At 61.0% G+C, this 16,621-nt stretch carries 16 protein-coding genes; 5 read left to right on the forward strand and 11 right to left on the reverse strand.

Features of this window, described 5'->3' with window-relative positions; genetic code table 11:
- Window positions 1-216: integrase core domain-containing protein (locus BMY98_RS25610; protein ID WP_139214578.1), on the forward strand; the 216-nt coding region annotated here is incomplete at its 5' end.
- Window positions 217-395: 179 nt separating this feature from the next.
- On the opposite strand, the gene BMY98_RS25615 is transcribed toward BMY98_RS25610, so the two are convergent.
- The 3 genes from BMY98_RS25615 to BMY98_RS25625 form a co-directional block, all read right to left on the reverse strand.
- A complete protein-coding gene (locus BMY98_RS25615) occupies window positions 396-992 on the reverse strand; it encodes a YceI family protein (RefSeq protein WP_074893496.1) in 597 nt (198 codons plus the stop codon).
- A 31-nt stretch (window positions 993-1,023) separates the two neighbouring features.
- Complete coding sequence (locus tag BMY98_RS25620; protein WP_074893498.1) at window positions 1,024-1,575, reverse strand: cytochrome b; 552 nt, start codon at window positions 1,573-1,575, stop codon at window positions 1,024-1,026.
- A gap of 205 nt (window positions 1,576-1,780) precedes the next feature.
- Window positions 1,781-3,595 carry a flavin monoamine oxidase family protein gene (locus BMY98_RS25625; protein ID WP_074893500.1) on the reverse strand — a complete coding sequence of 605 codons (1,815 nt, stop codon included), beginning with the start codon at window positions 3,593-3,595 and terminating at the stop codon, window positions 1,781-1,783.
- Between the two features lie 234 nt (window positions 3,596-3,829).
- On the opposite strand from BMY98_RS25625, the gene BMY98_RS25630 reads away from it, so the two are divergent.
- Together BMY98_RS25630 and BMY98_RS25635 are read left to right on the forward strand one after the other, a co-directional pair.
- Window positions 3,830-5,236, forward strand: coding sequence for an adenosylmethionine--8-amino-7-oxononanoate transaminase (locus BMY98_RS25630; RefSeq protein ID WP_074893502.1), 1,407 nt, complete (start codon window positions 3,830-3,832; stop codon window positions 5,234-5,236).
- Between the two features lie 188 nt (window positions 5,237-5,424).
- Window positions 5,425-6,144 (forward strand): 16S rRNA (uracil(1498)-N(3))-methyltransferase, encoded by a 720-nt coding sequence (locus BMY98_RS25635; RefSeq protein ID WP_074893504.1) that lies wholly within the window; start codon window positions 5,425-5,427, stop codon window positions 6,142-6,144.
- 215 nt (window positions 6,145-6,359) lie between these two features.
- Here BMY98_RS25635 and hydA read toward each other — a convergent pair whose 3' ends face one another.
- The 8 genes from hydA to trhA all read right to left on the reverse strand — a co-directional run bounded on the left by hydA (window position 6,360) and on the right by trhA (window position 14,273).
- Complete coding sequence (gene hydA / locus BMY98_RS25640) at window positions 6,360-7,796, reverse strand: dihydropyrimidinase (protein ID WP_074893506.1); 1,437 nt, start codon at window positions 7,794-7,796, stop codon at window positions 6,360-6,362.
- Between the two features lie 13 nt (window positions 7,797-7,809).
- On the reverse strand, window positions 7,810-8,706 hold the full coding sequence (locus BMY98_RS25645; RefSeq protein ID WP_074893508.1) for an allantoinase PuuE: 897 nt from the start codon (window positions 8,704-8,706) through the stop codon (window positions 7,810-7,812).
- Between the two features lie 52 nt (window positions 8,707-8,758).
- Window positions 8,759-9,631, reverse strand: a complete 873-nt coding sequence (locus tag BMY98_RS25650) for a MurR/RpiR family transcriptional regulator (protein WP_074893510.1) — start codon at window positions 9,629-9,631, stop codon at window positions 8,759-8,761.
- An 18-nt stretch (window positions 9,632-9,649) separates the two neighbouring features.
- Window positions 9,650-10,897 carry a cysteine desulfurase-like protein gene (locus BMY98_RS25655; protein WP_074893512.1) on the reverse strand — a complete coding sequence of 416 codons (1,248 nt, stop codon included), beginning with the start codon at window positions 10,895-10,897 and terminating at the stop codon, window positions 9,650-9,652.
- 21 nt (window positions 10,898-10,918) lie between these two features.
- Entirely contained in the window at window positions 10,919-11,653 is a 735-nt protein-coding gene (locus tag BMY98_RS25660) for an amino acid ABC transporter ATP-binding protein (RefSeq protein WP_037018914.1), read from the reverse strand.
- Window positions 11,650-12,327, reverse strand: a complete 678-nt coding sequence (locus BMY98_RS25665; RefSeq protein ID WP_065991207.1) for an amino acid ABC transporter permease — start codon at window positions 12,325-12,327, stop codon at window positions 11,650-11,652. The genes BMY98_RS25660 and BMY98_RS25665 overlap by 4 nt, the downstream gene beginning before the upstream one ends.
- A 51-nt stretch (window positions 12,328-12,378) precedes the next feature.
- Window positions 12,379-13,155: a transporter substrate-binding domain-containing protein gene (locus tag BMY98_RS25670; RefSeq protein WP_074893514.1), complete on the reverse strand. Its 777-nt coding sequence runs from the start codon at window positions 13,153-13,155 to the stop codon at window positions 12,379-12,381.
- Window positions 13,156-13,655: 500 nt separating this feature from the next.
- The gene (gene trhA / locus BMY98_RS25675) at window positions 13,656-14,273 is read right to left on the reverse strand and encodes a PAQR family membrane homeostasis protein TrhA (protein ID WP_074893516.1); all 618 of its coding nucleotides are present in this window, start codon (window positions 14,271-14,273) and stop codon (window positions 13,656-13,658) included.
- 166 nt (window positions 14,274-14,439) lie between these two features.
- Here trhA and BMY98_RS25680 point away from each other — a divergent pair, with 166 nt between their 5' ends.
- Together BMY98_RS25680 and BMY98_RS25685 are read left to right on the forward strand one after the other, a co-directional pair.
- Window positions 14,440-15,360 carry a LysR family transcriptional regulator gene (locus BMY98_RS25680; protein ID WP_074893522.1) on the forward strand — a complete coding sequence of 307 codons (921 nt, stop codon included), beginning with the start codon at window positions 14,440-14,442 and terminating at the stop codon, window positions 15,358-15,360.
- A gap of 331 nt (window positions 15,361-15,691) precedes the next feature.
- On the forward strand, window positions 15,692-16,150 hold the full coding sequence (locus BMY98_RS25685) for an REP-associated tyrosine transposase (protein ID WP_074893518.1): 459 nt from the start codon (window positions 15,692-15,694) through the stop codon (window positions 16,148-16,150).
- The last annotated feature ends 471 nt before the right edge of the window (window positions 16,151-16,621 follow it).

Consider the following 16,621-nt stretch of genomic DNA (forward strand, 5'->3'; position numbering starts at 1 on the left):
CAGAGCATGAGTCGCAAAGGCGAGTGCTGGGATAACGCCCCGATGGAGCGATTTTTTGGCAGCCTAAAATCGGAATGGGTGCCTAAAGAAGGATATTCGTCAGCGCATGAAGCACAGCTGGACGTGCAGCGTTATGTCATGCGTTACAACAGCCGTCGGCCCCACAGCTACAACGGCTACAGGTCGCCTGTGGCTGCGGAGGGAGCGGCTGCTTGAAAACCTAAACGGGTGTCCAGAATTACTTGACCAGTTCAAGCTCACTCCTACAGATGCGGTAAGCAGTGCATTCTCAGGACTGCACCATTGTCATCGCGCGCAAAGCCGCGCTGAGAAAAAGCGCCAGACACAAAAACGCCGACCCAAAGGTCGGCGCTTTATCACCACGACAACTCGTCTTACTTGGCTTTGACGCCTTCGAACGAGATGTCCAGTTCCATGGTGTCGGACTGTGGGCCCAGGTCCATCATCTTGCCGAAATCAGAACGCTTGATCGAGGTAGTGCCCTCGAAGCCGGCACGGTAGCCGCCCCATGGATCCTTGCCTTCACCCAGGAACGTGGTTTTGACGGTGACCGGCTTGGTCACGCCGTGCAGGGTCAGGTCGCCGATCACGTCAGCCGTGGTCTTGCCGTCAGCATTTTTGCCGATGTTGGTGACCTTGGTGGACACGAACTTGGCGTCAGGATAGGTCGCGACGTCGAGGAAGTCCTTGCTGCTGATGTGCTTGTCACGTTCAGCGTGGTTGGTGAAGACGCTGGCGGTCTTCAGGTCGATGCTGATCTTGCTGTCTTCAGGCTTGGCGGCGTCGAAGCTGAATGTGCCGGTCCAGTCCTTGAACGTGCCGTAGATGAAGCTGTAGCCCAGGTGGCTGATCTTGAAGTTGATGAAGGCGTGCTGGCCTTCCTTGTCGATGGTGTAATCAGCGGCCATGGCCTGACCAGCGGACAGCAGGGCGGTACCCAGAGCCAGTGCAGCAAGTGTCTTTTTCAACATACGTCTTCTTCCTTTCCAGTTGAATTGAGTATCAGGCCTTGCGGCCAAGCATACGTACAAGCGTGGCATCACGATCAACGAAGTGATGCTTCAAAGCGGCCAGCCCGTGGAGTCCTGCGAAAATCACCAGGGTCCAGGCCAGATACAAGTGCACGGTGCCTGCGACGTCTGCCTGGTCGGGCAGTCCGCTGATCAAGGCAGGCACTTCGAACAATCCAAACACCGGAATCCCGACACCGTCTGCGGTGGAAATCAGGTAACCGGCGAACATCACCAAAAACAGGTCCAGATACAGAAACGCATGGCCCAGCTTTGCAGCCGTTTTCACAAACCGGCTGTGCGTGGCAGGCGCTGGTGGCGGCGGGCTGACGAAGCGCCAGATCACCCGGATCAGCATGAACAGGAACAGCGTGATGCCGATGCTCTTGTGCAGGTCCGGGCCAGCCTTGCGCCACGTGTCGTAATAGCCCAGCCCCACCATCCACAACCCTAGCGCAAACATGCCAAACACCGTCAGCGCGACACCCCAATGCAAAACGATGCTGACCCAGCCATAGCGAGAAGAAGAGTTGCGTAGCTGCATGCTGAATATCCTGTGAGGGCCGAGGGAGAGACTAGCGGTTTACCTATCGAAAGAAAGCGCAAAATGTTGCTTTGAAGAATCAGGAAATCCGATTGAAATCTTCTGACATATTTTCGTGCGAAGGAGATTAAGCCAGCGTTACGGCCCCTCCAGACGAAAAAAAGGCGCGGTATCAAACCGCGCCTTTGTTTTCAGCCATTACCGATCAGTTTTTGCTGTCGGTCGCGGGTGCTGCCGGCGCCGTTGCCGGTGCCGCCGGAGTGGCCGGTGCCGCCTTGTCACCCGCTGCCTTGGCCGGCGCTTTTTTCGCAGCGTCGGTTTTGGCAGGGGCTTTGTGGGTGGCGGCCGGTTTGGCCGGAGCCTTTTTGACGGGCTCCTTTTTCGCCGGTTCTTTCTTGGCTGGTGCCTTTTTCGCAGGTTCCACAACCGCAGGCTTGGCCGGTTCAACCACTGGAGCTGGCGGCGGCGTTACCGGGGCGGGTGCTGGAGCTGGGGCCGGAGCAGGCGCTGGCGCTTTCTCGGCCGGTTTTGGCTCAGGCTTGGAACCGCCGAACATGTTCGAGAAGAAGCCGCCAATGCCGCCGCTGCTTTCCTTGGCCGGTTCAGGGGCCTTCGGTGGCGGCGCTTTGACCGGTTCGAACGACTTGCCTTCAGACAGACCCTGCACCTGAATCGCCGCGCGCTGACCCGAACGCAATGCGCCTTCAAGGGTGCCCGGGTACAAGGTGTCGGTGTGTTCGCCGGCAAACGCAACGCGCTGCAGCGGTCGCTCCCACAGGCGCCAGTATTTGCTGATCTGGCCCGGGCCGAACGCCAGGTAGGCGCCGCCGCTGGACGGGTCGATGCTGGAGCGGCGCAGTTCATAGCCGGTGAACGCGCCCCGCGCCTGTGGATAGAACGCCTGCATGCGGATCAGCACCTGATCCACCAGTTGCTTGTCGCCGAACGCCTGCATGATGCGGGCGTTGTCGCCGGCCAGGTTGATCACGACGTTGGCGCCGCCTTTCAAAGCAGGCTCGACCCACAGCATGCCGAGGCCGGTGTTGCTGTAAATTTCGCCGGACATACGCGCCTTGCTGTCCCAGACCGGGGTCTTGAACTTGAGCATGATCTGGTCATGCCAGCCGTAGTTGGTGCTTTTGATCGCGCCCAGACGCTGGGCGTCCAGCGCCGGGGTCATCTGGATCTTGCTTAGCGCGCGCAACGGCACGGCCAACACGACATATTCGGCTTCGTAGCCCAACGAACCGACCTTGACGGTCACGCCGTCCTTGTCCTGGTTGATGGCCGACACCGGCGAATTGGTCTTGATCACTTTCAGCTGTTTGACGAACTCCTCGGCCAACACGGCGCTGCCACCCGGCAGGCGAGCGGCGCGACGGTCGCGGTCGTCGACGTCGCGGTTCACCCGTGTTTGCTGTGCGAGGTACAGCAGCGACAAACGCGAAGGCTCGTCATAGCGCGTACGAATCTGCTGATTGATCAGCTGGCGCGCGGTCGCTGGCAGACTCAGACGGTCCAGCCAGTTGGAGACGGTGATCTGGTCCAGCGCAAACAGCGTGCTGTTGGCTGCCGGGTTGTCCGGGTCGGTGATCGAACGGGCCAGGTCATCCACCGCCGCTTCGTAGCGCTTGATGGCTTCAGCGGTCGCCGGTTGTTTGGTCGCCAGGTCGGCGCCGGTGAAGTATTCGCCTTCGATCAGGTAGCTCGGGGTCCGCACGAATTCCGGCGCGGGCACCGCCTTGATCTTGAAGCGATCAATGTACTGATTCAGCACCGGCTGGGCCTTGGCGTTGCCGATCCACTCGCTGCCGGCCAGACCGGAACGGCCGCCGACGGTGGGTTTGGCTTCCAGCAAGGTCACTTGCCAGCCTTTGCTCTGCAGCTCGTAAGCCGTCGTGAGTCCCGCCAGACCGCCGCCGACGACGATCACCGTATGCGGTTTATCCACAGCAAGCGCCGAAGCACTGACCATCCCAACCATCACCATCGCACAGGCGCGCAGCCAACCAGAAAGCATTCAGCGAACTCCGGAGAAAAACGGGGGGAATTGTCGGATTTTGTTGTCCGATTTTTCGAAGAGCGCGAAGGATACGCGAGCCGCGAAACGCCCGCCAGCAATGTCGGCGAGCCTGATTTTCGCGCGCGCAGCGACTGAAACAACACGCTAAAGGTTGTCCCGCTGGCATGCATTGCATAGGCTTGCGCGATTGTTTGCCCGCGCGTCATGCGAGCCGCTATGTGGAGAAGAGTAATGGGCCTTAACGACCAGTGGATGCAGCGCGACCTGAAGGTCCTTTGGCACCCCTGCACCCAGATGAAAGACCACGAAAAACTGCCGCTGATTCCGATCAAGCGCGGCGAAGGGGTCTGGCTGGAGGACTTCGAAGGCAAGCGCTACCTCGACGCGGTCAGCTCGTGGTGGGTCAACGTATTCGGCCACGCCAATCCGCGTATCAATCAGCGCATCAAGGATCAGGTCGATCAGCTGGAGCACGTGATCCTGGCGGGTTTCAGCCATCAGCCGGTCATCGAGCTGTCCGAGCGTCTGGTGGCGATGACGCCCGAAGGCCTGACGCGCTGCTTCTACGCCGACAACGGTTCGTCCTGCATCGAAGTCGCGCTCAAGATGAGCTTTCATTACTGGCTCAATCGCGGCAAGCCGGACAAGAAACGCTTTGTCACCCTGACCAACAGTTACCACGGCGAGACCATGGCGGCGATGGCGGTCGGCGACGTGCCGCTGTTCACCGAAACCTACAAAGCACTGCTGATGGACACCATCAAGGTGCCGAGCCCGGACTGCTACCACCGGCCTGAAGGCGTGAGCTGGGAAGAGCACACCCGCACGATGTTCGCGGTGATGGAGCAAACCCTGGCCGAGCATCACGACAGCGTCGCGGCGGTGATCATCGAGCCGCTGATTCAGGGCGCGGGCGGCATGCGCATGTACGACCCGATCTACCTCAAGCTGCTGCGCGAGGCCTGCGATCGTTATGGCGTGCACCTGATCCACGACGAAATCGCCGTGGGCTTCGGCCGCACCGGGACGATGTTTGCCTGCGAGCAAGCCGGCATCCGTCCGGATTTCCTGTGCCTGTCCAAAGCATTGACCGGCGGTTATCTGCCGTTGGCGGCGTGCATCACCACCGATGATGTGTACGACGCGTTTTACGACGATTACCCGACCCTGCGCGCTTTCCTGCACTCCCACAGTTACACCGGCAACCCGCTGGCGTGCGCGGCGGCGTTGGCGACGCTGGATATTTTCGAGCAGGACAACGTCATCGAAAACAACAAGGCGCTGGCCCAGCGCATGAAGACCGCGACGGCCCATCTGGTCGATCACCCGAACGTCGCTGAAGTGCGGCAGACCGGAATGGCGATTGCCATCGAGATGGTGCAGGACAAGGCCAGCAAAACGCCTTATCCATGGCAGGAACGGCGCGGGCTGAAGGTGTTCGAGCACGCGCTGACCCGAGGCGCCTTGCTGCGTCCGCTGGGCAGCGTGGTGTACTTCCTGCCGCCGTATGTGATCACGCCGGAGCAGATCGACTTCCTGGCCGACGTGGCGACTGAAGGGATCGACATCGCGACGCGCAGCAGCGTGAGCGTGGCGGTGAGAGAGAACTTCCATCCGGATTTCCGTGATCCGGGGTAGCAGACCGTTACACCCATTCTGTAGGAGCGTGGCTTGTCCCGCGATCGGCGGGAACCGCCGTAAATTGCGTAAACGCGTTAACTCTGACTCGACGAGTTCACCATTCTTGCTGCCGCTTCGCGCCAGATCGCGGGACAAGCCACGCTCCTACAGGTGCTGCCTTCAACACAATATTTAGAGAAACAACCATGAGACTGTCCCGCTTTTTCGTCGATGCCACCCTCAGCGTCGGTGAGCACGAACTGCCAGAGGCCCAGGCCCATTACATCAGCCGCGTGTTGCGCATGTCCGAAGGCGACGCGGTACAGCTGTTCGACGGCTCGGGCCATGAGTTCCGTGCCACGCTGGCGGAGGTCGGCAAAAAGCAGGTGCGGGTGCAGGTGACGGAAAGCTTCGCCGGTCAGCCGGAGTCTCCTTTGCAGATCCATCTCGGCCAGGGCCTCTCCCGTGGCGAGCGGATGGACTGGGCGATTCAGAAAGCCACCGAACTGGGCGTGACGCAAATCTCCCCGATCATCAGCGAACGCTGCGAAGTGCGCCTGAAAGATGAGCGTGCGGAGAAGCGTCAGGCGCACTGGCAGCAGATCGCAATCAGTGCCTGTGAACAGTGTGGCCGCTCAGTGGTGCCGGTGATTCATGCGCCAGTGACCCTGGCCGACTGGCTCAAGCAGACAGAAGCGGACTTGAAGCTGGTGCTACACCCTGTCGCGGCGCCCCTGACCAGTCATGAAAAGCCCGGCAGCCTGGCATTTCTGATCGGCCCTGAAGGCGGCCTGAATGACGCCGAAGTGGATGAGGCGCAGGACGCCGGTTTCCACGCCGCCCGCCTCGGCCCCCGCGTGCTGCGCACCGAAACCGCGCCGGTGGTGGCGCTGAGCATCGCACAACAGCTGTGGGGGGATTTGTAGGACCGGCTTCAGCCGAGAAGGCGTCAGGCGTTACGCTGCAAGATTGATGGCGCACACACCGGCCTCTTCCCGGCTGAAGCCGGTCCTACAGCGAAGAGGCCCGTGCAGCCAACATAATTTTCGTCGTCCGTACTGACGATTTCGCGGGCAAGCGCGCTCCTACAATTATCAGTTGGTCGCGTAATTAAAGGTGGATACCCATGCGACCTGAGCGTCTACTCAGGCAGTTCCGACTCTCGACGCCGTGCTTTCGCCGGTTCCGGCCGGGCGCAGGGCAGAAATTCTCCGCGCCCCGGTTCACCCAACGGGCTCCCATCCCATACCCGTTCCCCTCTGGCGAAGGTCATCGCCGGCCATGCCGTCAAGCGCATCCCCTCGTACGGGGTGTAATCGACGTTGTGGTGCAACATTTCGTTGGTCAGCTCGATGTCCAGGTCTTCATCCCAGATCACCAGATCCGCATCCGACCCGATAGCGATGCTGCCCTTGCGCGGGTACAAACCGTACAACCGCGCCGCATTGGTGGCCGTCAGCGCGACAAACGCCTGCGGCGTGATTCGCCCTTTGCGCACGCCTTCCGACCAGAGCAGCGCCATGCGCGTTTCGACGCCAGGAATGCCATTGGCCACTTCGGAAAACGGCGCCGTCTCGCCATGGGCACGTTTGCCGTCCGGGCCGCCGTAGCGGAACGGCGCGTGATCCGATGAGAACACTTCAAACGAGCCATTCTGCAGGCCGTTCCAGACCACTTGCTGATTGCCGGCGTCTCTCGGCGGCGGGCTGCAGATGCATTTCGCGCCTTCGAAGCTGTCATCGCAGCCCAGTGAATCCGCCGTCAGAAACAGATACTGCGGGCAGGTTTCGCCGTAAACCTTCAAGCCGTGGCTCTGCGCCCAGCGGATCTGCTCAATGGCCTGGCGCCCCGAGACATGCACGATGAGGATCGGCACATCGACCAGCTCGGCCAGTGCAATGGCCCGGTGCGTGGCTTCACGCTCGACCAGCATCGGCCGCGATGTGGCGTGATAACGCGGCGCACTGTGGCCAGCGGCAAGCAGGCGCTCGGTCAGCCAGGCGATGCAGTCACTGTTTTCGGCGTGCAGCATCACCATCGCGCCTTCCGCTCGCGCCACCGACAGGGTTTCCAGAATCTCCCGGTCGTTGAGCTTCAACGCATCGTAGGTCATGTAGATTTTGAATGAGGTGTAGCCCTCGGCAATCAGCTCGGGCAGCTCGCGGCGCAGCACGTCTTCGGTGGGGTCGGTGACGATGAGGTGAAACGCATAATCGATCAGCGCCCGACCGTCCGCACGCCGATGGTAATCCTCCACCGCCGCCCGCAAGCTTTGTCCCTTCTGCTGGCAGGCAAAGGGAATCACCGTTGTAGTCCCGCCACACGCCGCCGAGCGGGTGCCGCTCTCGAAGTCATCGGCCATGACCGAGCCATCGCCGGTCGGCTGATCCAGATGCACATGGCTGTCGATCCCGCCCGGCGTGACGGTCCGCCCTCGCGCATCAACTTCCTGCGCCGCACCTTGCAGGCCCAGGCCCAGCGCGACAATTCGACCGTCGCGCACGCCGATGTCGCACAGGAAACCGTCCGCCGCCGTCACCACATTGGCGTTGCGGATGATCAGATCAAAAGCCTGCATGTCGTTCACTCCGTCAGGCGCGGGTCAGCCAGGCCTTGGCGATCTCTTCGCGGGTGGTGAACCAGACGCCTTCGCGGGCCTGGGCGTATTCGATGAAATGCTTGATCGCGCGGACCCGACCCGGACGTCCGACCATGCGTGGGTGCAGCCCGATGGACATCATTCGCAGGCCGTCGGCGGACTCTTCGTACAGCACATCGAAGCTTTCCTTCATGTACTCAAGGAAATCGGATGCCTGGGACAAGCCCGGCGAGTTCCAGTAACGGAAGTCGTTGACGTCGCTGGTGTACGGCACCACCAGATGTTGCTTGCCCTCGACGTCGACGAAATACGGCACGTCGTCGTTGTAGGCATCTGAGTCGTAGAGAAAACCGCCCTCTTCCGCCACCAGCCGACGCGTGTGGACGCTGGCGCCGTAGCGGCAATACCAGCCCACCGGACGCTTGCCGCAGGTGCGTTCGAACGACTCGATCGCCAGACGAATGTGCTCGCGCTCCTCGGCCTCGGTCAGGCGGAACACTTCCTCCCAGCGATAGCCGTGGCTGCAGATTTCATGGCCCAGCTCGACCGCCGCCTTGGCAACCTCCGGGTTCTGCTCGAAGGCCACCGCGCAGGCATGAAACGTCGCCGGGACGTTGGCCTGTTGCAGGATGTCGAGGATCCGCCAGATGCCGACGCGTGCGCCGTACTCATACATCGACTCCATCGCCAGATTGCGCACGCCATCGGGAAACTGATAGCTGCCCCACTCGGTCATGCTCTCCTGGTCAGGATCGCCCATGGCCAGGGAGCGCTCCGAGCCCTCTTCGTAATTGATGACAAAGTTGACCGCCAGACGCGCGCCGTTGGGCCAGGTGCCTTGGGGACGCTGCCGGCCGTAGCCGACCAGATCTCGAATGGGTGACGCCATAAAAGCCTACTCCTGCAACGTTCGAACAGTCGGCAGACCGCCAAGCCAGGGCTCAGCAGTCGATGGTTTTCAATGCATCGTGGTCCGGACCATCAAGGGTCTGACCGGTGCGAAAGGCCAGGCCCATGGCCAGGGTCTGCGCAATGCAGAACGCAGCAGTGAGCGAGCGAAAGCCCAGCAGCTCGGCGTCGTTGACCTCGATCATCACTGATGCGGTTTGTCCGATGGGGCTGAGAATGCTGTCAGTGATTGCCACGATAGGCGTCCCCGCCGCGACCGCTTGCTGGCAGGCGTCGATGGTTTCCTGCGCGTAAGGCGGAAAACTCACCGCCACCAGCACGTCATCGCCGTGCAGCGCGCCGACCTGCTCGCGCAAACTGCCGCCCAGGCCGCTGATGTGTACGGCGCGGCGACCGACGCGGCTGAGCGCGTAACTCAAGTAGGACGCCATGGGAAACGAGCGACGCATGCCAACCACGAAGGTGGTGCGCGCCTGCTCCAACAGCTCGATGGCGCGCTCGATGGCTTCGACTTGCTCGCCTTCGGCCAGGTGCTCCAGCGAAACGATATTCGCGCGGCTGAACGCCGAGAGCATGGCGCCAACATCGGTGGGATCGTCGAGCAATTGCTCGCCGCGATAGTGCCGGATGCGCTCTTTGAAACTGCCCTGCCCGGCCTGCTGCAACGGTTGTTTGAACAAGCGCTGCAGATCACTGAACCCGCCGAAGCCCAGCGCCTGAGCCAGCCGAATGAATGCCGACGACGGGATGCCGGAGATTTTCGCCAGCGCCGCGACCGTGTTAAGCGCCACGTCGTGCGGGTGCTCGTTCAGGTAATGCGCGGCGTCACGCTGCCGCGCGGTCAGGCGTTCCTGATGTTCGACGATGGCGGCACGCAGCTCGGCCAGGGTTTGGGGTACAGGCATAAAAAGGCTCGATAGAAGTCAGGAGGGACGCAGTTCTGTGATCGCCCGGGCCAGATGCTCAACCAGGCGATTCAGCTCATCGACGCTGTTGTAGTGGGCGATCGACACACGAACCACGCCGCCGTATGGGGTCAGCCCCAACTGTTCGATCAGGCGGCGAGCATAGAAGTCACCAAAGCGGATGCCCATGCGGTGGTTGTCCACGCGGCGCACGATGGCTTCGGACTGAATGCCTTCCACCACAAAGCTGATGGTCGGCACGCGATCGCCGTCGGTCACACGCGACTTTCCGATAATTCGTACGCCCGGCGTCTCCCGCAGAAACGCCAGCAGCGTCTCGGCCAGCAGGTCTTCCTGCACTTCAAAGGCATCGAACGCAGCCTGCATCAACTGGCGTTCGCTGCCGCTGGCGCCGAGGCGTCGGCCGATGTCGATCAGGTAATCGCTGATGCCAATGCAGCCGTAGGACAGCTCGTAGTTCAAATTGCCAGGCTGCAACTTGTAGGGAATGACCTCCTGACCGATGAAAAAGTGGTTCAGGCTCGGCAGCTCCAGCAAGGCTTCCCGCTGGCCCCACAGCACGGCGAAGTGCGGGCCGAAGGTCTTGTAGAAACTGAACACGTAATAATCGGCGCCGCTGGCCTGCACATCTACCAGCCGATGGGGCGCGTAGGCCACGGCATCGACGCACAGCTTGCCGCCGACCGCGTGCACACGGCGCGCGACTTCGGCGACCGGGTTGACGCTGCCGAGGATGTTCGACGCATGAGTCATGGCCACGTAGCGGGTCTTGTCGCTAAGCAGCGCGTCCAGATCAGCCAATTCCAGGTCCATGCTCTGCGCATTGACCGCCCAGACGCGCAACGTCGCGCCGCGTTCCTCACACAGCCTCACCCACGGCCCGATGTTGGCTTCGTGGTCGCAGTTGGTGACGATGATTTCGTCGCCGGGATTGATCGACGGCGCGATGGCGCGGCAAAGGATTTGCAGCAAATGGGTGGTCGAGCCGCCCATCACGCACTCTTCCGGGAAGCGCGCGTTGATCAGTTGCGCGACCGATTCACGCGCCTGAATGACCCGCGCGCCTGCGTCGACCGACTCGCTGTAGGACGCGCCCAGCTGCACGGCGCTGTTGAGCAAGTAATCGGTGATGCGCTCGGCGACCGGCTTGAGCACGGCCGAGCCGCCGGCGTTGTCCAGGTAGGCGTAGCCGCTGCCGAGCGCGGGAAACTGGCTGCGTACGTAATCGATGTCCAAGGCATTCAAGGGATGAACTCCAGAGTCTGATCAGTGATGCAGGATGGCCTGCAAAAACGCGCGGGTTCTCGGCTCTTGCGGGGCCGTGAAGAAGTCGTGCGGGTTGTTCTGTTCGATGATTCGGCCGTTTTCCATGAAGATCACCCGGTCGGCGACCTTGCGCGCAAAGCCCATTTCATGGGTCACGACGACCATGGTCACGCCCGAGCGGGCGAGGTTCTGCATGACGTCCAGCACTTCGCCGACCATCTCTGGGTCGAGTGCGGAAGTGGGTTCGTCGAACAGGATCACCCGTGGCTCCATGGCCATGGTTCGAGCGATGGCCACGCGCTGCTGCTGACCGCCGGACAACTGGCTGGGGTATTTCGCCGCGTGGGCGCCCATGCCGACTTTCTCCAGCAGCAGGCGCGCGCGTTCGTTGGCGTCACGGCGCGACATGCCGCGCACCCGCACCGGCGCCAGCGCCACGTTGGCAAGGACGGTGAGGTGCGGGTACAGGTTGAAATTCTGGAAAACCATACCGACTTCGCATCGGATACCTGCCAGTTTCGGGCCTGTTTCAACCCGTTGGCTGCCGACGCGGATGTCGCCCTGCTGGTATTCCTCCAGCAGATTGATGCAGCGAATCAGTGTCGATTTCCCTGAGCCCGATGGCCCGAGGATCACCACCACTTCGCCTTGATCGACGGTCAGGTTGATGTCGGTCAGGGCCTGGAACGGCCCGTAGAATTTGGCCACGCCTTCCATTTCGATGACGGTGCTCATGCGCTTTTCCTCCCGGCGCCATTACGTCGCTCGATCCAGCTCACCAGTTGCACCAGGGGCAGAAGCAGCAAAAGGTACATGACCGCTGCGCCCACCAGTGGTGTGGGGTTGGCTGACAATGCTTGCGCCTGAGTGGCTTGTTTAAGCAGATCAGGCATCGCCACGACCGACGCCAGCGCGGTGTCTTTCATGACGTTGATGCAGTTGCTGGTCATCGGCGGCATGACGATGCGCATGGCCTGGGGCAGGATGATGTCGCGCATGGTGTTGAAAAAACTCATGCCCTGGGAGGCCGAGGCTTCGAATTGCCCGCGTGGAATGGCTTCGATGCCGGAGCGAAAGATCTCCGCCGAATACGCGCACGACACCAGTGACAGCGCCGCAGTCGCCGCCGCGAACGACGACAGGCGAATGCCCACGAACGGCAGCGCGTAATAGATCAGCACCAAAAGCACCAGCAATGGAATCGAGCGCAGCACGTCGATGTACACCCGCGCCAGAAACCGCACCGGCGCGTACCCGTACAACCGCAGCATCGCCAGCACCAGCCCGCCCACCAGGCCGAGAATGATGCTGACCACGCCCAGCATCACAGTCACGCCCAGGCCGCGGAGCATCAGTGGCAGCGCATCGACGAACACGCTCCAGTTGAAGAACGTTTCTAACAACTCCATTGCGACTCCTTGGTGGCGAGCAGGGACGGGGCGGGCCTGAGCGATCAGGGATTACTTGGGAACGTCGACCACCTTGACGGTGCTGGACTCCGGATCAGCGTCGGCACCGAACCACTTCTTGTGCAGGTCGGCGATCACGCCTTCTTTCTTCATCGTGGAGATGATGTCGTTGACCTGGCCGGCCGAGGCCCAGCCCTTGGCGTGCATCAGCGAGTACTTCTCACCGGTAGGAATTTTCGCGACGACTTTGTATTGCGGCTTGTCCTTGATGTAGTACAGGACCGCCGGGATATCGCTGACATAGCCGTCCATGCGGCCGGACGCGAGATCAAGCATCGCAGGCGACAGGCCTTCGTAGCGTGAGACTTCCTTGAATTTGTATTCGGCCTGATGGGCGTTGACCCACATGTCGCCGGTGGAGCCGGTGTCGACACCGACCACCTTGCCGTCCATGTCTTTCAGGCCGTTGATGCCGGATTTGGCGAGCACGGACAGGGACTGGTCGCTGTCGTAATACGGTTGGGCGAAGCCGACTGATTCAAGGCGTTTGGGCGTGATGGTGATTGAGGAGATGGCGATGTCAGCGCGTTTGGACTGCACGGCGCTGAACAGGCCGTTGAACGGGATGTTGACGAATTCCACGGTCTTGCCGGCGCGCTTGGCGACTTCTTTCACCACGTCGACTTCGAAGCCGACGATCTCGCCTTTGGCGTCCTGAAACTCCCACGGCACGTTGCCCACGTTGGCCCCGACGGTCCAGTCAGCGGCCCAGGTGGATGCGGAAAAGGCGGTTGCCACGGCCATGCTCAAGAGTACTTTCACATTCATGTCTTGCTCCCCGATTGATCAGTCAGTTCAAGAAGGCCGCCTTACCACAAGAGGGGGCGTTTCGAGGTTCAGACTAAGATGACGAATCAAATAATTCAACAAATAAAACAAATGAATTAAATGCTTCAATCAGGTGCGAAAGTTATCCGCATTGGTGCAGATGGGAAAGCGCGCAGGGCTGTGGGGTGTACAGAAAATGATCAGTGATTTGAAAGGTGCCATGCACCGAAGCGGCGCATGGATTGCTCGCATACATCATTTGCGGCCGGCTTGCTGGCGAGCCGGCGCCGGATGTGTACACCGCAGATTGTGTGTCTGCCGTAATCCAGTGTAGGAGCGCGCTTGCCCGCGAAGAGGTCGGTACAGGCGACACATCTCTGTCGTCCTAACCAATGCCTTCGCGGGCAAGCGCGCTCCTACAGGTTCTTCGTCGAATCCAGATGCAATGGCTGGCGCAGAATCCGTAGCAACCGCGGTTTCAGCGGTCTACCGCTCTAGCCTCACAACACATAACGCATGATCGCGACAAAGTGCAGAAGGCTGCCGGCGATGACGAACAGATGCCAGACCCCATGGAAGTGTCTGACCCTGGTGTCGAACGCAAAGAAAATGATCCCCACGGTGTAGAACACCCCGCCCAGCGCCAGACAGACGAAGCCGGCCATGCCCAGCGCAGCGATCAGCGGATTGACCGCAACCAGCACAATCCAGCCCATGACCGCGTAAATAACGATGGACATCACCCGCGCCTCGGACCGGGGTTTGATCTCCTGCAGAATGCCGATGATCGCCAGCGCCCAGACGATGCCGAACAATGTCCAGCCCCACGCCCCGTGCAGTGTCACCAGACAAAACGGCGTGTAGCTGCCGGCGATGAGCAGATAGATCGAAAAGTGATCAACCTTTTGCATGATCACTTTGGCCCGACCGCGAACGCTGTGATAAACCGTCGACGCGCTGTACAGCATGACCAGCGCCACACCATAGACCGCGACGCTGATGATCTTCCAGATGTCCCCGGTCATCGTCGCGACAACCAGCATCCAGACCGCACCGATGGTCGCCAGAATCGCCCCCACCAAATGGGTCCAGGCGTTGAATTTTTCTCCGTAGTACATCCGCACACTACCTCTCTAAGTTGCACGACACGCGCCAAGGGTCCTGCTTCTGTACCGCAATGACAACGCATTGTGTCGTGTTATCGAGAATTTAATGCAGTCAGCCGCCGATCTCTTCGGCACAATCGGGCGCTCTCAAAACAAGAACCCGGCGCGGGCCCACACGATGCAGATCGACGAAGAGCTCACCCTCAAGAAGCTGGAAATTTTTCTGGCGTTTATGCGCACCGGCAATCTGGCTCGGGCAGCGGCAGAGTTGCAGACGAGTACGGTCAGTGTGCATCGGGCGATTCACTCGCTGGAAAGCGCGTTGCGTTGCCCGCTGTTCAAGCACGAGGGTCGCAACCTCACGCCGCTCGAAGGCGCTTACGTGCTGGAGGAGCGCGCGCAGAAGCTGGTGCAGGACGTGCTCAGTACCATCGAACAGACGCGGCAGGCGGCGGGGTTTTCGGCGGCGCGGTTCAAGCTGGGGGCGCTGTATTCACTGACGGTCAAAACCGTGCCGCAGCTGATCATGGGCCTGAAGATCCGCCGCAGCGAGCTCAACATCGACCTGATTCTGGGCTCGAACATTGACCTGTTCTACAAGCTGAAGAACATGGAAGTGGATGCGATTCTGGTGTCGCTGAACGAATCCGTGAGTGATCCGGATTGCGAGCATTTGCCACTGTTCTCAGATGACATCTTCCTCGCGGCCCCAGTGGATTCACCCTTGGCCCACCACAGCGAAGTGGACCTGAGCGATCTGCGCGAAGCGACGTTCATTACCCTGACGCAAGGTTTCGCGACCCATCGAGATGGGGCGATGGTATTTCAACAGGCAGGTTTTGAGCCGAAAGTGGCGATGCAAGTCAACGACATCTTCACCCTGCTGAGCATGGTCAGCTCGGGAGTGGGCTACGCCTTGCTGCCGGGGCGAATCGCCGCCGTCTACGAAAACCGCGTCCGCCTGGTGCCGCTGCAGGCGCGATACCGCATGCAGCAGCACATCGGACTGGTCTTCCTCAAAGCCCGCGAACGCGACCCGAACCTGCTCGCGCTGCTGGCGGAATGCCGGATGTATTCGAACCGGCTTGCCCAGGCCTGAGTCGACACCCTGTCGGAGCGCGCTTGCCTGCGAAGAGGCCGGTGCAGCCCAAATATCTCTATCGTCCGAGCCAAAGGCTTCGCGGGCAAGCGCGCTCCTACAGATTTGCGGCGGACGCCAAATTCACGTCTGCCCGCGAGAATAACCCCGCATCGGGATTTGCTCGTTGAGACCCGCAGCCGAGGCCACGCCGGACCCGCTTCTGCCGAAGGCGTAGGAGCGCGCTTGCCCGCGAATGCATCATCACGGACACATCCGGCATATTTGTTTGCCGCAGAGCTGATTGCCTGTGCACTAGCCTGATCCTGCACATCTCACAACGCGCAAAGGAATGCCAATGTCACAAAGAAGCGCTGATCTCCGACTAGGCCGTTATTCGGGAGTAGGACAGATTTATCTTCTCACCTCCGTAGTGAATGGCCGACAACCGCTGTTCACCAACTGGCGCACCGGCCGGCTGGTGGTCGAAGAGTTTCGACGGGCCCAGCAAGCTGGTATTGCAGAGTCTCTGGCGTGGGTCGTCATGCCGGACCATTTTCACTGGCTAGTGGAGTTGAGAGAGGGAACGTTGGGAATGCTGGTGCGCCGGGTTAAATCCGGCAGCGCGCTGGCGATCATGCGGTCAGGTCACACACCGCTTCGGGTATGGCAGAAGGGTTATCACGACCGGGCGGTTCGGCGGGAGGAAGATTTGCAGGCCGTCGCACGTTACATCGTTGCCAATCCGTTGCGGGCCGGGCTGGTGAAACGCGTGGGGGATTATCCACTCTGGGATGCTGTGTGGCTGTGAGATTTTTCGCGGGCAAGCGCGCTCCTACAGGTTCGCGGCGGACGCCAAATCCACGTCCGCCCGCGAGAATAACCCCGCATCGGGATTTGCTCGTTGATGACCGCCGCCGAGGCCACGCCGGACCCGCTTCTGCCCGCGAGAATAACGCCGCATCGAGATTTGCTCGTTGAGACCCGCAGCCGAGGCCACGCCGAACCCGCTTCTGCCGAAGGCGTAGGAGCGCGCTTGCCCGCGAAGAGGCCGGTGCAGCCGACACATCTCTATCGTCAGAAACAAAGCCTTCGCGGGCAAGCGCGCTCCTACAGGTTTGCGGCGGACGCCAAATCCACGTCCGCCCGTGAGAATAACCCCGCATCCAGGTTTGCTCGTTGAGGTCCGCCGCCGAGGCCTTGCCGGACCCGCTTCTGCCGTAGGCGTAGGAGCGCGCTTGCCCGCGAACAGGCCGGTGCAGCCAACACATCTCTATCGTCA

The organism is Pseudomonas graminis (assembly GCF_900111735.1).
In the GTDB taxonomy this organism is placed as follows: Bacteria; Pseudomonadota; Gammaproteobacteria; order Pseudomonadales; family Pseudomonadaceae; genus Aquipseudomonas; species Aquipseudomonas graminis.